22 protein-coding genes are annotated in these 18,753 nt (G+C 63.3%); 10 read left to right on the top strand and 12 right to left on the bottom strand.

The annotated features are described in order from the left end of the window. Positions 1–171: 171 nt before the first annotated feature. Together VQ045_RS09815 and VQ045_RS09820 are read left to right on the top strand one after the other, a co-directional pair. Positions 172–1,875, top strand: coding sequence for a DUF882 domain-containing protein (locus tag VQ045_RS09815; protein ID WP_331829968.1), 1,704 nt, complete (start codon positions 172–174; stop codon positions 1,873–1,875). Positions 1,876–2,461: 586 nt separating this feature from the next. Next, positions 2,462–2,893: a MucR family transcriptional regulator gene (locus tag VQ045_RS09820; RefSeq protein ID WP_327626409.1), complete on the top strand. Its 432-nt coding sequence runs from the start codon at positions 2,462–2,464 to the stop codon at positions 2,891–2,893. 61 nt (positions 2,894–2,954) lie between these two features. On the opposite strand, the gene VQ045_RS09825 is transcribed toward VQ045_RS09820, so the two are convergent. The 3 genes from VQ045_RS09825 to VQ045_RS09835 form a co-directional block, all read right to left on the bottom strand. Beyond that, on the bottom strand, positions 2,955–3,149 hold the full coding sequence (locus tag VQ045_RS09825; protein WP_331829969.1) for a hypothetical protein: 195 nt from the start codon (positions 3,147–3,149) through the stop codon (positions 2,955–2,957). A 132-nt stretch (positions 3,150–3,281) separates the two neighbouring features. After that, a complete protein-coding gene (locus VQ045_RS09830; protein ID WP_327626408.1) occupies positions 3,282–3,545 on the bottom strand; it encodes a DUF2312 domain-containing protein in 264 nt (87 codons plus the stop codon). Positions 3,546–3,799: 254 nt separating this feature from the next. Further along, complete coding sequence (locus VQ045_RS09835) at positions 3,800–4,105, bottom strand: DUF1244 domain-containing protein (protein ID WP_327645846.1); 306 nt, start codon at positions 4,103–4,105, stop codon at positions 3,800–3,802. 296 nt (positions 4,106–4,401) lie between these two features. Between VQ045_RS09835 and VQ045_RS09840 the strand changes: the two genes are divergently transcribed. After that, positions 4,402–4,833, top strand: coding sequence for a DUF1036 domain-containing protein (locus VQ045_RS09840; RefSeq protein ID WP_327645944.1), 432 nt, complete (start codon positions 4,402–4,404; stop codon positions 4,831–4,833). Further along, positions 4,830–6,266, top strand: a complete 1,437-nt coding sequence (gene pyk / locus VQ045_RS09845) for a pyruvate kinase (protein ID WP_331829970.1) — start codon at positions 4,830–4,832, stop codon at positions 6,264–6,266. The genes VQ045_RS09840 and pyk overlap by 4 nt, the downstream gene beginning before the upstream one ends. A 66-nt stretch (positions 6,267–6,332) precedes the next feature. Here pyk and VQ045_RS09850 read toward each other — a convergent pair whose 3' ends face one another. The 6 genes from VQ045_RS09850 to VQ045_RS09875 form a co-directional block, all read right to left on the bottom strand. After that, on the bottom strand, positions 6,333–7,394 hold the full coding sequence (locus VQ045_RS09850) for a DMT family transporter (RefSeq protein ID WP_327645848.1): 1,062 nt from the start codon (positions 7,392–7,394) through the stop codon (positions 6,333–6,335). Between the two features lie 98 nt (positions 7,395–7,492). Beyond that, the gene (locus VQ045_RS09855; RefSeq protein ID WP_327645850.1) at positions 7,493–8,251 is read right to left on the bottom strand and encodes a tetratricopeptide repeat protein; all 759 of its coding nucleotides are present in this window, start codon (positions 8,249–8,251) and stop codon (positions 7,493–7,495) included. Positions 8,252–8,338: 87 nt separating this feature from the next. Beyond that, complete coding sequence (gene ykgO / locus VQ045_RS09860) at positions 8,339–8,464, bottom strand: type B 50S ribosomal protein L36 (RefSeq protein WP_206452832.1); 126 nt, start codon at positions 8,462–8,464, stop codon at positions 8,339–8,341. Positions 8,465–8,641: 177 nt separating this feature from the next. After that, positions 8,642–9,727, bottom strand: a complete 1,086-nt coding sequence (locus tag VQ045_RS09865) for a 5-(carboxyamino)imidazole ribonucleotide synthase (RefSeq protein ID WP_327625199.1) — start codon at positions 9,725–9,727, stop codon at positions 8,642–8,644. Then, positions 9,724–10,227, bottom strand: coding sequence for a 5-(carboxyamino)imidazole ribonucleotide mutase (gene purE / locus VQ045_RS09870; protein ID WP_331829971.1), 504 nt, complete (start codon positions 10,225–10,227; stop codon positions 9,724–9,726). Before purE ends, VQ045_RS09865 begins: the two co-directional genes overlap by 4 nt. Continuing rightward, entirely contained in the window at positions 10,224–10,427 is a 204-nt protein-coding gene (locus VQ045_RS09875) for a YdcH family protein (RefSeq protein WP_442872843.1), read from the bottom strand. Before VQ045_RS09875 ends, purE begins: the two co-directional genes overlap by 4 nt. Positions 10,428–10,637: 210 nt before the next feature. Between VQ045_RS09875 and VQ045_RS09880 the strand changes: the two genes are divergently transcribed. Next, positions 10,638–10,814, top strand: coding sequence for a YdcH family protein (locus VQ045_RS09880; protein WP_327625210.1), 177 nt, complete (start codon positions 10,638–10,640; stop codon positions 10,812–10,814). A gap of 72 nt (positions 10,815–10,886) precedes the next feature. On the opposite strand, the gene VQ045_RS09885 is transcribed toward VQ045_RS09880, so the two are convergent. From VQ045_RS09885 to VQ045_RS09895, 3 genes are all read right to left on the bottom strand, one after another. Further along, on the bottom strand, positions 10,887–12,518 hold the full coding sequence (locus VQ045_RS09885; RefSeq protein WP_331829972.1) for an acyl-CoA synthetase: 1,632 nt from the start codon (positions 12,516–12,518) through the stop codon (positions 10,887–10,889). A gap of 86 nt (positions 12,519–12,604) precedes the next feature. Then, complete coding sequence (locus VQ045_RS09890) at positions 12,605–13,363, bottom strand: sulfite exporter TauE/SafE family protein (protein WP_331829973.1); 759 nt, start codon at positions 13,361–13,363, stop codon at positions 12,605–12,607. 388 nt (positions 13,364–13,751) lie between these two features. Continuing rightward, on the bottom strand, positions 13,752–14,345 hold the full coding sequence (locus tag VQ045_RS09895) for a hypothetical protein (RefSeq protein ID WP_331829974.1): 594 nt from the start codon (positions 14,343–14,345) through the stop codon (positions 13,752–13,754). Positions 14,346–14,667: 322 nt separating this feature from the next. On the opposite strand from VQ045_RS09895, the gene VQ045_RS09900 reads away from it, so the two are divergent. The 5 genes from VQ045_RS09900 (at position 14,668) to VQ045_RS09920 (ending at position 18,607) form a co-directional block, all read left to right on the top strand. Then, the gene (locus VQ045_RS09900; RefSeq protein WP_331829975.1) at positions 14,668–14,898 is read left to right on the top strand and encodes a hypothetical protein; all 231 of its coding nucleotides are present in this window, start codon (positions 14,668–14,670) and stop codon (positions 14,896–14,898) included. Positions 14,899–15,141: 243 nt separating this feature from the next. After that, positions 15,142–15,798 carry a thiamine phosphate synthase gene (locus tag VQ045_RS09905; RefSeq protein WP_331829976.1) on the top strand — a complete coding sequence of 219 codons (657 nt, stop codon included), beginning with the start codon at positions 15,142–15,144 and terminating at the stop codon, positions 15,796–15,798. After that, positions 15,798–16,853, top strand: a complete 1,056-nt coding sequence (locus VQ045_RS09910; protein ID WP_331829977.1) for a tetratricopeptide repeat protein — start codon at positions 15,798–15,800, stop codon at positions 16,851–16,853. Before VQ045_RS09905 ends, VQ045_RS09910 begins: the two co-directional genes overlap by 1 nt. 228 nt (positions 16,854–17,081) lie before the next feature. Then, on the top strand, positions 17,082–17,645 hold the full coding sequence (gene efp / locus VQ045_RS09915) for an elongation factor P (RefSeq protein WP_327625191.1): 564 nt from the start codon (positions 17,082–17,084) through the stop codon (positions 17,643–17,645). A 128-nt stretch (positions 17,646–17,773) separates the two neighbouring features. After that, positions 17,774–18,607 (top strand): inositol monophosphatase family protein, encoded by an 834-nt coding sequence (locus VQ045_RS09920; protein WP_327625190.1) that lies wholly within the window; start codon positions 17,774–17,776, stop codon positions 18,605–18,607. The last annotated feature ends 146 nt before the right edge of the window (positions 18,608–18,753 follow it).

The raw sequence follows: 18,753 nt of genomic DNA on the forward strand, positions 1-18,753 counted from the left end.
CTTAATCCAAGCTTAACGCTTTCCCCTCAAAATCCATAGAAAGTTCGATGGCTGTCATTTTCATGCCGCAGTTTGAGCAAAACTAGACGAGCGTGGAAACAGTTTCTAAGACGGTGCCAGCCCCGGGGGATTTTTTACGGGGACGGACGCCATCATTGAGGGGAAGACCGCATGTTCGGACATACCGCTCGTGTCGGCCGCAGGGCCTGGCGCATCGCGACGTTCGCAGCTTTGTCCCTTCTGGCCGTCAGCACGGTCACCGCGGCGCAGGCGGAAACCAGGGTTCTCAAATTCTACAATCTCCATACCAAGGAAAAAGCGAGCTTCGCCTATAAGCGCAATGGTCGTTACGACCGTTCCGAACTAAAGAAGATCAACTGGTTTCTCCGGGATTGGCGCAAGTCCGAGCCGACGAACATGGACCCCCGCTTGATGGACGTGATCTGGGAGGCGTATCGCCAGTCCGGCTCGCGCGCCAACATCAACGTGATCTCCGGCTATCGATCGCCCGGCACCAACTCGCTACTGCGCTCACGGTCCTCAGGCGTCGCCAAGAAGAGTCAGCACACGCTTGGCAAGGCGCTCGACTTTCAAATTCCCGACGTTCCGCTGGCGAGGATGCGTGAGATCGGCCTGAAGATGCAGGTCGGCGGCGTCGGTTACTACCCTCGATCCGGTTCGCCGTTCGTGCATTTCGACGTTGGCAACGCCCGGCACTGGCCGCGCATGAACCGCAAGCAGCTGCTAGCGGTCTTTCCGAATGGCAACACCGTTCATGTTCCCTCGGACGGCAAGCCGCTGCCCGGCTACCAGCAGGCGCTGGCGTCGTACAAGCAGCGCCGCGGGGCCTCTGAAATCCAGGTCGCCAACGCCAGTTCCGGCTCGTCCGGCGGCGGCAAGACGCTGCTGGCCATGCTGTTCGGTGGCGGCAGCGACGAAGCAGAAGACGATGCGGAAGCAGTGGCGGCACCGAGCCGCGCCGCTCCGAACCGCGCGGCTCCCGCCCCGGCGGTCGCGTTGGCTTCCGCCGTTCCGCAGTCCCGGCCATCGCTGCCCGGTGGCGTCACCATGCCGGTCGGCGATCGCTTCGACACCGGAACGCCGGCGAATATGAGCGCGCCGGAAGCGTCGACCGTCGTCGCATCCCTCGACGCGGCGCGAATTCCGGTTCCTACCTGGGCACCCGTGCGCGCCACCGCGCAAACGCTGACATCCGGCTCGGAGGCGCCCGCCTCGCCGGCCGCTGGACCCTCGTCGGATTCTGTTTCCACTCTGGTCGCGGCTCTCGAGGCACAAGCGGCGGAGACGGCGGCCAGCGGTCAACTGGCCTATGTCGTGCCGACGCCGCGCGACCGGCCGGTGTTCGACGATTTGTTGAAGACCGACAAAGCTCCTTCCGCTGCGACGCGGCAAGCGATCGAGAGCGTCGTCGCGGCGGCGATGCCCGTGGCGCGACCGGTGATCGAGCCGAAGACGGCGCAGCCTGCGGCGATGATGAAAGTCGCGGCGGTGACGCCGACGCCTCCGGCTCGCTCCCGGCCGAAGGCGATGACGACCTCGCGAGACGTCAACACCTCTGGCGACGGCAAGGGTGATCGGGTTATGCGGGTTGCGGCGAAGCCGACCGCGAAGTCGACGCGCGTCGACCCGCAGCAGGCGATCAATTCGCGGATCGAAATCGCTTCGCTCGTGTCCGATCCCAATCGTCGAGCCGAACAGATTGCGACGAGCAATCCCGATACGGGCCGGCTCGTCGGTGATCTGCCACGGACGCTATTCGCGGCCGGCTTCACGCCCTCCACCGCGACAGGCAAGACCGATCGCTTTTCCGGCTCCGCCGTGAATTTCCTGCCACTGGTCAAGCTCAAGCAGTAACCGCACGGTTATCCGGTCAAGAAACCTGGACGATCCGGCGATATCGACACTCGACCGGGTCAATTCAGCCGCGCGGGTTCTTCGTGACCGTCTGATTCTCTGGTGCGCGGAGCCGTACTTGCGAAAGCCCGCGTACGACCAGAAAAGCATGCGCCACGCGCGGCGTTGGTTCGAAGATATGTTTGCTTAACAGGGCTTGCCGCAATGGCCGGCTGACAATTAGGGGGCTACCAGGCGTCGCCGGAGGGCCCGATCGGCTTCCATATCTGTCATAGCGAAGTTTCTCACGGGTAGGTTGCAAGAATTTCTTTGCTCCCTCCGAACCTTGTCAATCCTTACGCCGTTGTAATGATCCCCCTCGTCCTTGTTGATTTCAGCTGTTTACGTTCGTCAAAAGCGGACAAAAATCTTGGGATTGTAACCAAGCATATTGACATTAAGTATATGCCTATAAATACATGGATGTGAGTGGCAAGGTCGGATAAAGCAGCGCCACCGTTCAATTATCTGTTTTACGAACGATATCGGAACATAGACATTCCGCTGTGGCTTGACCGGCGGGCTACTGAGCACAATGGGGCAAAACATGGACCAGATCGCAAACATCGAAAACAACGAAATGCTGATGGAATTGACGGCCGAAGTGGTCGCCGCCTATGTCAGCAACAACTCGCTTCCGGTGTCGGAACTGCCGGGCTTAATCTCGGATGTGTATGGGGCGCTTGGCAGCACTACGAACGCTCCTCAGGCTGTTCAGGCCGAGAAGCCGAAGCCGGCCGTCCCGGTGAAGAAGTCGGTGACGGACGATTACATCATCTGCCTCGAGGACGGCAAAAAGTTCAAGTCGCTGAAGCGTCATCTGATGACCCACTACAGTCTCTCGCCGGAAGAGTATCGCGAGAAATGGGATCTTGCGCCTGACTATCCGATGGTCGCGCCGAATTATGCTGCGGCCCGCTCGCGTCTGGCCAAGCAGATGGGTCTCGGCCACAAGCGTCGCCGCGCCACCGCCCGCTAGGCAAAGGTCAGCCGACCCGCTTCTAGGTCGCGCCGTAATACCAACCTGCGGTGATAGAGACCTATTCGATGGTGCTGGACGGGCTTGTCCGGCCAGGAGCGCCGCGCGGTTCGATGCGGCGCATCGGGCAAGCGGTGCGACGCCGTCCGGCAAGCCCGTACAGCCCACCGAAGGCCGGGCGCTCGCCGCGCCTGCATTCGTCGCGGGCCTCGCCCGATGCGCCGCATCGTGCGTCGTCCCGCTCCTCGCCACGCATCGGCGATCGTCCCGGTCGAAGGGGTTCCTATCACCGCAGGTTGGTATAAGCCATCAAGGCATCGCAAAAAGCCCGCCGGATCGTATCCGGCGGGCTTTTTGTAATTGAAGCCGAACAGGGCGCTGGTCGACATCAGTCTTTCGGCAGATCGGCTGCCATGCCGAGCGCCTGCAGATAAAGGTCGAGGATGGCCTCCTGCTCCTGGCGTTCGTTCTGATCCTGCTTGCGCAGCGAGACAACCCGACGCAGCACCTTGGTATCAAATCCGTTGCCCTTGGCCTCTGCGTAGACATCCTTGATGTCGTCGCTGATCGTCTTTTTTTCTTCCTCAAGTCGCTCGATCCGCTCGACGAAGGAGCGCAGTTGATCCTGGGCGACACCATTCACGTCGGACATGTTTCCGTCTCCGTAAGGCGCATTCATGGGATGAGTCCGCCGCACCTAGCAGACCTCGGTGATTCGTTGAATGGGTGAACAGGCCAGTTATGCCAACCAATGGCGATAGGAATCCATTCGACCGGCCATTGCCTCGACCTTGTCGCCGATGCGCCGCATCGAACCGCGCGTCGCTCCTGGCCAGACAAGCCCATTCAGCACATCAAACAGGTCTTACTCACCGCAGGTTGGTGTCGGGCGCGACCGCACTTTTGTCAGTCGCGCGGCCGAACTTTCTCGAAATGCTGTTGCGCGGCCGGGCCGGCCTCGGTCTGATGTTGCGAGCGCCACTGCTCGTAAGGCATGCCGTAGACGATCTCCCGGGCTTCGTCCTTGCTGATCGCCACACCGTCTGCTTCGGCTGCCTCGCGATACCAGTTGGACAGACAGTTGCGGCAAAAACCGGCGAGGTTCATCAGGTCGATGTTCTGGATGTCCGCCCGCTGCCTTAGATGATCCCGCAACCGGCGAAACGCCGCCGCTTCGTATTCCAGGCGTTGCCTTGCGCTGATCTCGTCCATGTTTCGCTACTCCTCACGTTGGGTGGCGCCTTCGGCCCCGCCCCGACATATCGAGCCGAACCGAACCGGCATCAAGCCCGCGGCATCGAAGATGATGGTATCGCGCCGCACGGGGCTCGAAAGCCACGCCGGGATAGTCTACTGGCAAGAGCGCCCGTGTAAGCCAGCCGGATCGCCGGGTCCACCTCGTTGACAGGTTCGGCCGCTATGCCAAGACTGAAATCATGAGAACAACCGCCTGTTTCGAGGATGGCACGATGATATCAAGATCCCTGCGCCGGCTGCGGAGCGCGGCCATGCTGTGCCTGTTTGCCGCCGGGTTTTTCCTGGCATCAGCTCCAATCGTCGCGGGCGCCGCGCAAGCGGCGTTCCGCGTATGCAACGGCACCCAGTCTCTGGTGGGCGTTGCCATCGGCTATCGCGCCGATGCGGGCTGGACCACGGAGGGCTGGTGGCGCATTCCGGCAACCACATGCAAGACGATCATCGAGGGACCGCTGTCGTCGCGGTATTACTATGTCTATGCCGAGGACGCGGAGGGGCAGGGGCGATGGGCCGGCTCGGTCGACCTTTGCATCGCCGAGAACGAGTTCAAGATCGCGGGCGTGACCGACTGTTTCAAACGGGGCTATCAAAAAATAGGCTTCCGGGAGTATGACACGGGCGAGCAGGCCAGTTGGATGGTTCAACTGACCGAGGCGCCGCGCGAAGGTACGGGGAAACAATGAGACGCAATCGCAGGGTCAAGATCCTCGCAACTCTCGGCCCCGCGTCGTCATCGGAAGAGATGATTCGCAAGCTTCATGAAGCCGGTGCCGACGCCTTCCGAATCAATATGAGCCATGCCGACCACGATTTGATGCGTGAGCTGGTCCGGCGCATCCGCAAGGTCGAAACCGATGTCGGGCTTCCGATCGGGATTCTCGCCGATCTGCAGGGACCGAAATTGCGTGTCGCGCAATTTATCGGAGGCAAGGCCGAGCTCACGGTCGGCCAGGATTTCACCCTCGACGACAATTCCGAGCCGGGTGATTCGACCCGCGTCTTCCTGCCCCATCCCGAAATCCTCGAAGCGGTTGAAGTCGGCCATCGGCTGCTGATCGATGACGGACGGTTGCAGCTGGTCTGCACGGAGACGGACAAGCACCGCATCAAATGCCGCGTCGTCGCCGGCAACAAGATCTCCGACCGCAAGGGCGTCAGCCTGCCCGACACGACGCTCGCCACCGGCGCTTTGACCGACAAGGACCGGCGCGATCTCGACGCCGTGCTGGCGGAAAACGTCGATTGGGTCGGGCTGTCCTTCATCCAGCGGCCGGACGATCTTGCCGAGGCGCGCAAGATCTCGCGCGGCCGGGCGTTCCTGATGTCCAAGATCGAGAAGCCCCAGGCGGTCGAGCGTCTCGACGAGATCATCGATCTGTCCGACGGCATCATGGTCGCGCGTGGCGATCTGGGCGTCGAGATGCCGCTCGAAGCGGTTCCCGGCATCCAGAAGCGTATCACGCGCGCCGCCCGCAAGGCCGGCAAGCCGGTCGTCGTGGCGACCCAGATGCTGGAATCGATGATTTCGGCACCGGTTCCGACCCGCGCCGAAGTCTCCGACGTTTCGACGGCCGTCTACGAAGGCGCGGACGCCGTCATGCTCTCGGCCGAATCGGCCGCCGGTCAATATCCGGTCGAAGCGGTCGCGACCATGGACCGGATCGCCGTGCAGGTGGAAAAGGATCCGCTCTATCCGGGCATCATCTTTGCCCAGCGTCCGGCACCGGAAGCCACCGGCGCCGACGCGGTGTCGCTGGCGGCACGGCAGATGGCCGAAACGCTGGGGGTGGCGGTCATCGTCACCTATACGGCGACCGGGACGACCGGGCTCAGGACGGCGCGCGAGCGGCCGAACATCCCGATTCTGGCGCTGTCGCCCGTGATCGAGACGGCGCGGCGGCTGTCGCTCGTCTGGGGTCTGCACTGCGCGGTGACGGAAGATGCCCAGGATCTCGACGACATGGTCGATCGTGCCTGCCGCATCGCCGTGGAGCATCGCTATGCCCGGGCGGGCCAGCGCTTGATCGTCACCGCCGGCGTGCCGCTCCGGACGCCTGGCGCGACCAACATGCTGCGCATCGCCTATATCGGCTCGGACGGCCTCTCGGCCGTGTGAGGTTGACAAGCATCGGCGCAACCAAACCGTAACAGCAACGGCAATCTGTTTCCCACGGCGCCCATTTTAGCCGTGACCGTGCCGGTGGTGCAGGTCGGGAAAATGCGGATGTTCGTGCCGCATGGGCGCGTGCCGATGCCAGTGCGAATGGGGCTCGCTCACCGGCCCGTCGTGATCATGACCATGGTGCGGATCATGCGTATGGGCGTGATCGTGTTCCAGAACCTCGTGGGCATGCTCGTGATCATGACGCTCGTTCAGATGCAGCCATAGACCAAGAGCCATCAGCGCTCCCGCGATGGCGAATTGAGCGGAGATCCCCTCGCCCAGCAGGATGATGGCCAGAGCGGCTCCGATGAAGGGCGCGAGCGAGAAATAAGCCCCGGTTCGAGCCGTTCCCAAGTGGCGAAGTCCGAGCATGAACATCACGAGGCTGACCCCGACGCCGAAAAAGCCGACGATAGCGCCAGCCGCGACATAGCCGGGCGAAGGCAGCGCCGCGCCGAGCCCGAAAGCCAGAGCCAGATTGACGAAGCCCGCAACGAGGCCCTTGATCATGGCGATCTGAACTGGATCGGCGGACGAGAGTTTGCGGGTCAGGTTATTGTCGATACCCCATGCGAGGCACGCCCCGGCAATCAGCAGCGCGCCCGTATCGAGTTGTAGGCCCTGGCCGTTCCATGTCAGCAAGACTGCCCCGGCCAGAATGGCGAAGGCGCCGAGCAGCAGGCGCCGGTCGACATTTTCCCGAAAGACCAGCCAGGCGATCGCCATCGTCGCCAGACCTTCGAGATTGAGGAGGAGGGAGCCGGACGCAGCGGACGTCAGGGAAAGGCCGAACATCAGTAGAATAGGCCCCACGCCACCGCCGATGACGACGACAGCGGCCAGCCATGGCAGATCGGCTTTGCGTAAAGGAGCTTCGACTCGCGGCAGTCCGATCGCCTGTCGTGCAAAATGGATCGCGGCCAGCCCGAGGCCCGCGCCCACGTAAAGAATTCCGGCCAGCAGCCACGGATCGACCGTGCCAAGCAACAGTTTGGAGAAGGGAGCGGACGCCCCGAACAGCACGGCCGCGCCGAGCGCAAGCGGAACGCCGGGCCAGCGATGGGAATGCAAGTTTTTCATACCTGAAATTAGCACATGCGGACGGCGCCAAGCACCGCCGTGGCGTGATTTTCCAGAACGCAATCACAGGGGGCAGTTTCAATTCGCGAACCCGTTCCTTAGATCGCCGGGCCGACGAGTTCCTCTGACAGCCGCCCGGCCGCGTCCTGAGCCGATTTCAGGGCCGGATAGACCGCAAGCACCCGCAAATAGGTCTCCAGCGCCTTGTCCTTGCGGCCGGTTCGCTCGAGAATCATCGCCAAGCCCATCAAGGCACCCCAGTGACGCGGCTCGCGCGCAAGGGTCTGTTCGATGTCGGCCAGCGATTTACCCCAGGCTCCGGTGGTGAAATTGAGGGTCGCCCGGCGGTTCCAGGCTTCGGCATAGCCCGGATCGAGGACCAGCGCCTGATCGAGCACGTCGAAAGCGGCGGTGTTCTTCTGCTCGGCCATCGCCTCAGCGGCGCGCAGCATCAAAAGATCGACCGTCGCACTGCCGCTCTTGCGCCACAGCCTTTCGATGCCGGCGGCGATCCGCCGTGCCTTGCTGTCCGACGGCTCCTTGCGCAGTTCCGCGAACAACCGATCGCGCTTTTCCGCTGGCGTCTCGTCAGCGGCGCGGCCCTCCGGCTCGTCGGTGGATTCGCTCTCGGCCGTCGGGGCGCCGCCGAAGGCCTCCGGCGCGTCGGTCGCCTCCTCGTCGGGAGGCGGGATCACCATGGGGGGCTGGTCTTCGGGGTGAGGGGCGGTGTCGGGGGATGCCTCAGGATCGACCTGGAAGTCGAACAATGGCGGGGCGGCGTCCTGGGCTGCCGCGGGCAGGGCGAGGAAGCCGGTAACCGCGAGGCCGATCGCACCGGAGATGACAAAGCTGCGCATGCGGAGAGGGTAATTCTCCACAGCGCAGCGTCAATCAGAATTTTCGTGATCGTCGGGGAAGGAGCGGACGCTCGGCTTCCTTTAGAATCAGCCCTGGCGCGCCTTGAAGCGTGGCGCCACCTTGTTGATGATATAGACGCGGCCCTTGCGGCGCACGAGACGATTGGCGCGATGGCGCGAGCGCAGGGACTTGAGCGAGTTCTTGATCTTCATGACATCACCGGATCGTCTGGTGCGACGATCGGATACCCCGCTCCGCCGCAAAATGAGCGGCGCGCCATCGCTGACGCGCCGAAAAGATTGGGGTCGAGATAGCTTCACCGGGCGCGCTTGTCAATGTTGGCGGCCGTGCGGCGGCTGCTTCGACGTCGTGCGAACTGGCTCTTCCGCTCAGACGTTTGCTGGGCCGGTCAACCGCGTGAAGTGCCCCATCTTGCGGCCGGCCCGCGCCTCCGCCTTACCGTAGAGATGAACCAGGACGGCCGGCTCGGTGAGGAGGCTTGTGGCGCGCTTCACATCGTCGCCTATCAGATTTTCCATGACACAGTCGGAATGGCGGGCCGGCGCGCCGAGCGGCAGGCCGGCAACAGCCCGGATGTGCTGCTCGAATTGCGAGATTACGCAGGCGGCTTCGGTCCAGTGGCCGGAATTGTGAACCCTGGGCGCGATCTCGTTGACGAGCAGGCCGCCGTCGGCGCCGACGAAAAACTCGACGCCGATGACGCCGACATATTGCAGCCGTTGGAGAATACGGGACGCGATACCCTTGGCTTCGCGCGCCACGTCCTCGGTGATTTGGCCCGGCACGGTAGAGCGCTGGAGAATGCCAAGCCCATGCACGTTTTCTGCCGGATCGAAGACCGCGATGGTCCCGTCGGTGCCGCGCGCGCCGATGACCGAGCATTCATAAGCAAAGGGGATGCGCCGTTCCAGAATCGACGGAACGCCGCCGAGGCTTTCGAAGACATTGGCAAGCGGCGCGTCCTTGCGGATCGTCGCCTGGCCCTTGCCGTCGTAGCCGAAGCGCCGCGTTTTCAGGATTGCCTCACCGCCAAGCTCGATCATCGCGTGGTTCAGTTCCGCGACGCTGTCGATCGCCCGCCATTCCGCGGTCGCGACGCCGATGCCGTTCAGAAATGCCTTTTCGACTACCCGATCCTGGGCGATTTCCAGCGCGTCAGCGGAGGGATGCAGTGGAACGGCCTGCACCGCGACGCGGAGCGGTTCGACCGGCACGTTCTCGAATTCATAGGTCACGATGTCGCAACGCCCGACCAGTCTGCCCAAAGCGGCGACGTCGTCATAGGCGGCGACCAGCGTCTCGTTCGCCAACTGCGCCGCCGGGCAGGCCGGATCCGGATCGAGCACGATTGTGCGGTAGCCGAGACGGGCGGCCGCCATCGCCAGCATGCGGGCCAGTTGGCCGCCGCCGATGATGCCGATGGTGGAGCCCGGCGGTAGCGGAGCCGAATTCATTCCGCATCCCTTGGAGCCAACGCAACCGAATCGGTCTGCGCCTTGCGCCAGTTGTCGAGCCGGGCGGCCAGTGCCTCGTCCGACAGGGCGAGGACGCTGGCGGCGAGCAAGGCGGCGTTGACCGCGCCGGCCCGCCCGATCGCGAGCGTCCCGACCGGAATGCCCGCCGGCATCTGCACGATCGACAACAGGCTGTCCTTGCCGGAAAGCGCACGGCTTTCAACCGGCACCCCGAAGACCGGCAAGGGGGTCAGGGCGGCGGTCATGCCTGGAAGATGGGCGGCGCCCCCGGCGCCCGCGATGATGACCTTGAAGCCCGCGGCCTTCGCTCCCTGGGCAAATTCGTAGAGCCGCTGCGGTGTGCGGTGGGCGGACACGATACGAGCCTCAAAACCAATGGCGAGCGCGTCGAGCGTGTCGGCGGCGTTCTTCATCACGGCCCAATCCGACTGGCTGCCCATGATGATCGCGACCGGAACGGGGCCTTCCTGTCGCGTCATGCGCTGATATCCGGAATGATCTCGTCCTCGAGATCCTGCAAGCGGTCCTTGATCGTCAACTTCTTCTTCTTCATTCGCTGCACCTGCAAACGGTCGCAGCCGGTCGCTTCCATGGCGTTCACCGCTGCGTCGAAATCGGCGTGCTCCTGGCGCAAGCGCGCGACTTGCAGCCTCAGGCCCGCCTGTTCCTGATCCTCCATTCCCATCCTTTCATGCGGCCGTGGACGCAACCGAATCGGGCCCTGAGGACTTACTGCCCAAGGCACTTCGCCGAGGATTAGCAAAAAGCCCATTCCGGCGATACCGGCCCGATCTTGCCGTTCGACAGTGTGGACGCATTGTGCCACTTTCGAACAGTCGAGGCCACGGCTCTCGAGGCACGCCGTGGCAAACCTTGAAGGGAGACGCACATGTCCTTGGATACTCATCTCGCAACGTTGGAACAACGCCATACGGCGCTTGATCACGAGATTTCGGCGGCACGGATCTCAAAACCGGCGATGAGCGATGCGGACCTCAGGGAGATGAAGCGAAAGAAATTGCAGTTGAAGGACGAAATCGAAAGGCTTCGTCAGACCAAGAATTGAATCAGTCCAATCAAAACCGGGCGCGCTGTTCAGCGCGCCCGGTTTTGTGCGTTCGGCCTGCGACGACGGTCGTCAGCCCACCATCTTGCGCAGGACGTATTTCTGAATCTTGCCGGTCGAGGTCTTCGGCACCTCCTCGAACCTGATCTCCTTCGGACATTTGAATCTCGCCAACGTCGCGCGGCAGTGGGCGATCAGGTCTTCGGCCGAGACGCTCTGCCCGGGCTTGAGCTCGACGAAGGCCAGTGGGGTCTCGCCCCATTTGTCGTCGGGCTTGGCGATTACCGCGGCGGTCTGGACCGCCGGATGCAAGTAGAGGGCGTTCTCCACCTCGATCGAGGAGATGTTCTCGCCGCCCGAGATGATGATGTCCTTGGCCCGGTCCTTCAGTTCGATGTAGCCATCTTCGTGCAGGACGCCGAGATCGCCCGAGTGGAACCAGCCGCCACGAAACGCTTCTGCGGAAGCGGCCGGGTTCTTGAGGTAGCCGCGCATGACGATATTGCCGCGAAACATCACCTCGCCGATCGTCTCGCCGTCCGACGGGGTCCGCTCCATGGTCCGGGAGTCCATCACCGCGAGGTCCTCCAGCGAGGGGTAGCGAACCCCCTGTCGCGCGGTCTGGGCGGCGCGGGCGGGCCCGTCGAGCGCGTCCCATTCGTCCTTCCACTGGTTGACCACCGCAGGGCCATAGGTCTCGGTCAGTCCGTAGAGATGCGTCACCTCGAAGCCGGCGTCTCGCATGCCGGCCAGCACGGCCTGCGGCGGCGGGGCGGCGGCGGTGTTGAAGGTGACTGTCTGGTCGAAGGGGCGCTTGTCCGCCTCCGCCGCGTCGATCAGGATCGCCATGACCACGGGCGCGCCGCACAGATGGGTGACACGATGATCAGCGATGGCGTCATACATGGCCTTCGCCCGTACCCAGCGCAGGCAGACATGGGTGCCTGCCTCGACGGCCAAGGTCCAAGGAAAGCACCAGCCGTTGCAGTGGAACATCGGCAGCGTCCACAGATAGACCGGATGCCGGCCCATGCCCGAGGCGATGACGTTGGAATAGCCCATCAGCGCGGCGCCGCGATGGTGATAGACGACGCCTTTCGGATTGCCGGTGGTGCCCGAGGTGTAGTTCAGCGAGATGGCGTCCCATTCGTCGCCGGGCATTTGCCAATCATAGTCGGGATCGCCCTCGGCCACGAGCGCTTCGTATTCGATCGTTCCGATCGCGTCGCCCTTCTTGGCGGGTGCATCCTCGGCAAAGTCGGGGTCGTCGTAGTCGATGACGATCGGCGTGAGGTTCGCCTTGGCCAGCGCCTGCGCCATGACGCCGGAAAACTCGCGGTCGACGATGACCATCTTGGCTTCCGCGTGTTCCAGCAGGAAGGCGATGATATCGGCGTCGAGCCGGGTGTTGATCGACAGAAGCACGGCGCCGGCCATCGGCACGCCGTGATGGGCTTCGAGCATCGGCGGCGTGTTGGCCAGCATGACGGCCACGGTCTCGCCCCGCTTGATGCCGCGCTTTTCGATCGCCGAGGCGAGCTGCCTGGAGCGGCGATAGAAATCGCCGTAGCTGCGGCGCAGCGATCCGTGAATGATGGCGGTCCGGTCGGGATGGATCAGCGCCGCGCGCGACAGAAAGGTCAGCGGCGTCAGCGGTTGATAATTCGCCGCGTTGCGGTCGAGATGCTCGTCGTAAATGCCCATCGGTCCTCCCCAGTCGGCGCGGTTCGTCGACGCGCCAGCGCATGAGCTATAGAAGATCGCGCGCCCTGCGTCACGGCAAGCAAGGATCAGGGGAGCATAGCGGCGGCGCCGTCGAAAACGAGCTTGAGGCCCACCGGAACGAGCAGGGCATAGGTGAAAATGTAGAACGCGGCGGGATCGACCTTGCGGACGAGCCAGACGCCAATGAGCGTTGCCACCGGGGCGAGCGGCAAAAGCACGGCGGAGGTCATGAGATTGCCGGTCGAAAACTGCCCCAACAGGGAATAGGGCAGCAGCTTGACCGCGTTGACGCCGGCGAAAAACACCGCCGACGTGCCGGCATAGATCTGCGGCGAGAGCCGCAAGGGCAATACGTAGATCTGATACGGCGGGCCGCCCGCATGGCTGACGAAGCTCGAAAAGCCGCTGATGGCGCCCCAGACATTTGCCCGGAGCGGGCGGCTTTCCTTCGACTCGCTTCTGTGGCGCGAACGGAAAAACCAGTCGGCGGCGAACCACAGGGCCAGGAGCCCGAGAAGAAGCCGAACGCCGTCGGCCGAGACGAACGCGGCTGTCAGATAGCCAAGGCCAACTCCGCCGATCGCAGCCGGCAGCATGGAGAGGAGCAGGGTGCGATCGAACCTGCCGCGCCAGGCGTAGAGGCTGATGGCATCCATGACGACCATGATCGGCAGGAGAATGCCGGCAGCGGCGACCGGTGAGATGATCATCGCCATCAGCGGGACGCCGACCAGCGATATGGAGCCGCCGAAGCCGCCCTTCGACAAGCCGATGAGCAGAACCGCGGGAATGGCGGCGAGGTAAAAGATAGGGTCTGTGATCACGTTGCGCTCAACCGGTCTTCGTGCGCCGTTCGGCCATTCGGACGCGCAAAGGATGCTCTACCACTTTGATTGAGCATCGGACCAAAAACCGGATTCCCGCTGACCCTCGAACTGTCGGCCGGCTCGACCGTAGCGCCGCTACACTCGTCGCCATGCTCCACGGGGATCGTCTCGGCGAACCGAGTAATAGAACTGCGTCCCTATTATCGTCCGATGCTCTGGGAAGGCGGTCCGGTCAATTGCGCTGAACGAAAGCGGCCTCCCGTCCTTCGACGGGAGGCCGCTGCGATGTCTTGATCCTGCTTCGGAATGCTGCCGGTCGGCGCTCCCCGACTGGAACCGATCACTTTCATGACGTCGGATCGACTCGATCCGACGTCACCGCGATCTAGTGTTCCGCGCCGCCCTGCTTGAGATCCTCGCGCATTCTCTGCGCCTTGATGATGGTCCGGGCATACTGCTCCCAGGTCGAGCGGACCCAGACCAGATTCGCGGTCAGCGCTTCGGCGACGCTTTCGAGTTCATCCAGCGAGTTCAGGTTCTTGTTGAACTGAGTCGCCAGGTCGCCCGAAATATCGCCGGTCTTCGTCGTGTCCAGCAACGCTTTCAACGCGCGGCCGTTTTCCTGAACCTCCGGGACGATCCGGGCAAGAGCCTCGTGCAGCCTGGCATGTTCCGTTTCGGCAGATTCAAGCTGGGGCCGCTGCTGCTCCAAGAGGCGGACCGTATTCCTCCAGTCGCGGGCCCGGCGATCCAAGTCGTCGCCCACGCCCTGAAAGCCACCTGCGATGCGACGGGGCAGACGCGCAGTCGTGTCCGACGCACCTTGCGGCGCGGTGTTTTGCACCGCAGTGCCTTGCGTGACGGGCATGGGAGCGCTCGGGACGTTGCGATCGATTTCTCCCGCTGATCCCTTGATAGGCTTGCTGCGCAATATGTCACTGATGCCTGCGTTGAATTCGTCCACCGCATTTGTCGCCATGATACTCTCTCCGACTACTAATCTCGCGACGTGCTTTCACGTTCGACTTTACATTTGCACGAAGCGCCGTGACGGGCCACCGCTATGTTAACAAGTGGTTAAGACCGCCGCAGTCTTCGCGCCCGACGCAATGAATTCGGAGTTCGGAGATGGATTTCGATCGCGGGGTCGTCGGGCCGCTGGCGTCGTTTTTGAACCCCGGAAGGTAAGGCTTTGGCGGGGAGAGATAATCCAGCTTATCCACCGCAAAATCATGCCCGTGCGACCCTCTGTTCACCATGCTGTGTTATTCGGAACGCCTGAGAGGGAGTTGGGGATGCAGATGGAATTGCGCACCCGCGCGGAGGCGTTGGGCGATCTTGCCGGGCAGTTTGAATTGCGGGCGGACGGCCTGTGGAAACTGGGCAGGGACTTCGATCGCTGGGGTTTGGGCGAAGAGGCGATAGAGGCGCGAGAATGCGCCTGCGCCATGCGGGTCGGTGCCCTGATCAACCGGGCCAAGGCTGCTGGTCTCAGCGCCGAGTTCGCGGCCCCGGATGATTCGTTTTACTGATCACGGCATCTCACGGAATTCGCTTCCGGTCCCTGCTGATGACCGTCTGGCATGGGCAAGGACCGGGATGTTTTCTTCACGTGGGTGATGCGACCGGCTGAAGGCACCGGTTCGGTTCGCGCGGGCCGCCCCTTGGTCTCTGCGTTTATCTAACATCGAAGGTTTCGCTGCCCCCGGTCAATTTGCTAGAAGGGCCGGGAAGACGGGCTGCCGTCGCCGAAATCGGATCGCCAGAACCATTCCATGACCGTCGACCTTGTTATCCGTCCGAGACTTGTCCTCTTGACCACCGCGCTTGGCGATGCCGGCGCGGAAGCGGCAATGCGCGCGGCGCTCGCGGGCGGTGATGTCGCCTCCGTCATCATCGACTCCGCCGGACGCGACTCCGCCTCGTTCCAGCTCTTCGCCGAGGGCCTGGTGCCGGTGATTCAGGCAGCTGGAGCGGCTGCCATCATCGCCGACGACAGCCGTTGCGCGGGCCGGGTCGGAGCCGATGGCATCCATCTGAGCGCGGGCGATCTTCGAGCCCTGGACGAAGCGATGGAGCGATATTCGCCGAAACTGATCGTCGGCGCTTCCGGTTTCGAGACCCGGCATGACGCTCTGGAAGCCGGTGAGCGTTTGCCGGATTATCTGTTTTTCGGTCGCTTCGGTGGCGACGTCGCCGATCCGCCGCATGAAAAGAACCTGGAAATGGCGGAATGGTGGGCCGAGATCGTCGAGCTTCCCTGTATCGTCATGGCGGGCCGGAGTGTGGACAGCGTAAGCGCCGCGGCGGACACGGGGGTCGAATTCATCGCGCTTTCCGGGGCGGTGTTCGACAAACCGCAGGAGGCCGGCGCCATGGTCGCGCGGGCGAACGCGATCATCGATAGCTGGATGGAGAGCGAGGCAGCCTAATGCCGTGGTCTTTTCGCCCGCCGATCCGACTCGTCGCAGCCCTGGCCCTGGTTCTCGGCAGCTTGTCCGGAGCCTTGGCGGCCGGGCCCAGCGCTGAGGAAGCAGCAACGGACGCCGACACGTCAGGCTCGGTGCTCGATGGCGCGAGTGGCACAGATCTGCCGGCGCCTTCGGACGCCGCGTCGGAATCCGGCGCGGCAAATGGGGCGGACGATGGCGCGGCGCCCTCGAAAAGCGAATTGGCCTATGGCGCCTTCCAGCGCGGCTTTTATCTGTCGGCGCTGAAGCTTGCCGAGCCGATCGCCAATCTCGGCGATTCCGCGGCCCAGACGCTGCTCGGAGAAATCTATTCCCGTGGTCTGGGAGTCGCCCAGAACCTGAAGGAGGCGGCGCGCTGGTACGAGGCCGCCGCCGCGTCGGGCAGCCCGGAGGGGCAGTTCCGCTACGCGATGATGTTGCTGGACGGTACGGTGGTGGCCCCTGATGTCGCCAAGGCCCGCGATCTGATGAAGGCGGCGGCCGACGAAGGCTTGCCGCTCGCGCAGTACAATTACGGGCAAATGCTGATCGAAGCGGCTCCGACCGCGGGCTTCCAGGAGGCGAAGGACTATTTCGCCAAGGCAGCCCATGCAGGCGTCGCCGACGCGCAATATGCCATGGCTCAGCTTTATGTATACGGGCGAGGGGTTCCGGCCGACCCCATCAAGGCGCGCGCATGGCTGAAGGCCGCGGCCATCAACGGCCAAGATACCGCCCAGGTGGAATACGGTATCTGGCTGGTCAACGGCAAAGGCGGCCCCGCCAAGCTCGAGGACGGGTTCCAGTTTCTCAAGCGTGCCGCCCTGCGCGGCAATCCCATCGCCATCAATCGCATCGCGCATCTTTACAAGGACGGCATCGGCACCGCGCCTGACCGGATGGAGGCGGCCAAATGGTCGGTCCTGGCCAAGCGGGTGGAGAACACCGACCCGGTTCTCGACGATTTCTTTCGTGGCCTCGATCCTGCGACGCAAAAATCTGCCCTCGAAGCGGCAAACCGCTTTCGCTTGAGCTGACGTCGGATCGCGACGGCCGGCCGCCTTGAGCGGCGTTCGGGGCCGACCGGCGGCGCGTCGAGGCTTGAATGGATCGGGGATTTATGGTCTTGAGCGCCAACCGGCAGATACAGCGCACCTATTTATCGTCCGACGCCCTCGCGGCGTTGCTGTCGACCATCTCGCCAATCACTGACGCCGCCACGCTCGGACCTCCCGCCGCCGGCGCCGAAACCTTCGAGAGCTTCGATGAAGATCAACGGAAACGAAATTCGCCCGGGCAATGTGATCGAGCACAATGGCGGCCTGTGGGCGGCTGTCAAAACCGCCCATGTCAAGCCGGGCAAGGGCGGTGCCTTTGCCCAGGTGGAGCTCAAGAATCTCATCGACGGCACCAAGCTGAACGAACGCTTCCGGGCTTCCGAGACCGTCGAGCGGGTGCGCCTGGAGCAGAAGGACTATCAGTTCCTCTATGCCGAAGGCGAGATGCTGGTGTTCATGGACACCGAAACCTACGAGCAACTGGAGTTGCAGAAGGAGTTCGTCGGCGAGCGGGCGGCCTTCCTCCAGGACGGCATGATGGTGACCGTCGAAAGCCACGAGGAGAAGCCGATTGGCATCAAGCTGCCCGATCAGGTCGTGCTGTCGATCATCGAGGCCGACCCGGTGGTGAAGGGTCAGACGGCCACCTCGTCCTATAAGCCGGCTGTGATGGAAAACGGTATGCGGGTGATGGTGCCGCCGTTCATCGATTCCGGCGAGAAAATTCTGGTCGACACGAACGAAATCACCTATCTGCGCCGCGCCGACTGAGGCGCTCGACTTTGGGACTGCGCTGCGGCGCACGTCCCAAGATACCGAATGACACCATGTTTGGCGGCACTCATACCCGACGCCTGACGCCGCTCCGGCGGCCACGCCGCATCTGACGAAAGCAACCAATGGCCCGTTCCGCGCTTCTCAATGTGATGACGCAGGCTGCCATGAAGGCCGGCCGAGCCCTGACCCGCGACTTTGGCGAGGTGCAGAATCTCCAGGTGTCCATGAAAGGGCCGGCGGACTTCGTCTCCAATGCCGACCGCCGGGCGGAGGAGATCGTCTACCAGGAGCTGTCTCGTTCCCGTCCGGACTGGGGCTTCCTGATGGAGGAGCGCGGCGTCATCGAGGGCAAGGACCCCCAGCACCGCTGGATCGTCGACCCGCTCGACGGCACCACCAATTTCCTGCATGGCATCCCGATGTTCGCCGTCTCCATCGCTCTGGAGCGTGACGGCCAGATCGTCGCAGGCGTCGTGTTCAACCCGGCGATGGACGAGCTCTATACGGCGGAAAAGGGCGGTGGGGCGTTTCTCAACGACCGGCGTTTGCGGGTGGCAGGGCGCCAGCGACTGCCGGACGCCTTGTTCGGCACCGGAATTCCGTTCCTCGGGCGCGGCGATCATGCCGGCTTCCTCTACGAATTGCGGCAGATCATATCGGAGACCGCCGGCATCCGGCGGATCGGCGCTGCGTCCCTCGACATCGCCTATGTGGCGGCCGGCCGCCTCGACGGCTTCTGGGAGCGGACGCTCAAGCCGTGGGATCTCTCGGCGGGGGCGATCCTGGTCCGCGAAGCCGGTGGGTTCGTCACCGGCATGGATGGCAAGAAGTTCGACCACATCGCCGGCGACATCGTTTGCGGCAACGAGTTCATGCACAAGGCTCTGATCGACCAGTTGCAGCAGGCGGAGGCAAAACGCCAGGCGGTCATGACCAACTCAGCCGCGCCAGTTTAACGATGAATTAATTCAAAGGCGTTCCGGTAACCGTCGCGGACGTTTGAAAGTGCCGTATTATTCCTTATCCTGCTTCAGGGATCTGGCCGGAATGCGAACCGGTCGACTCACGAGGACGCGGGGCAGAGGGACGAGGCGCCCGGGCC

It is taken from the genome of Aurantimonas sp. E1-2-R+4, assembly GCF_036549515.1.
Classification (GTDB): Bacteria; Pseudomonadota; Alphaproteobacteria; order Rhizobiales; family Rhizobiaceae; genus Aurantimonas; species Aurantimonas coralicida_A.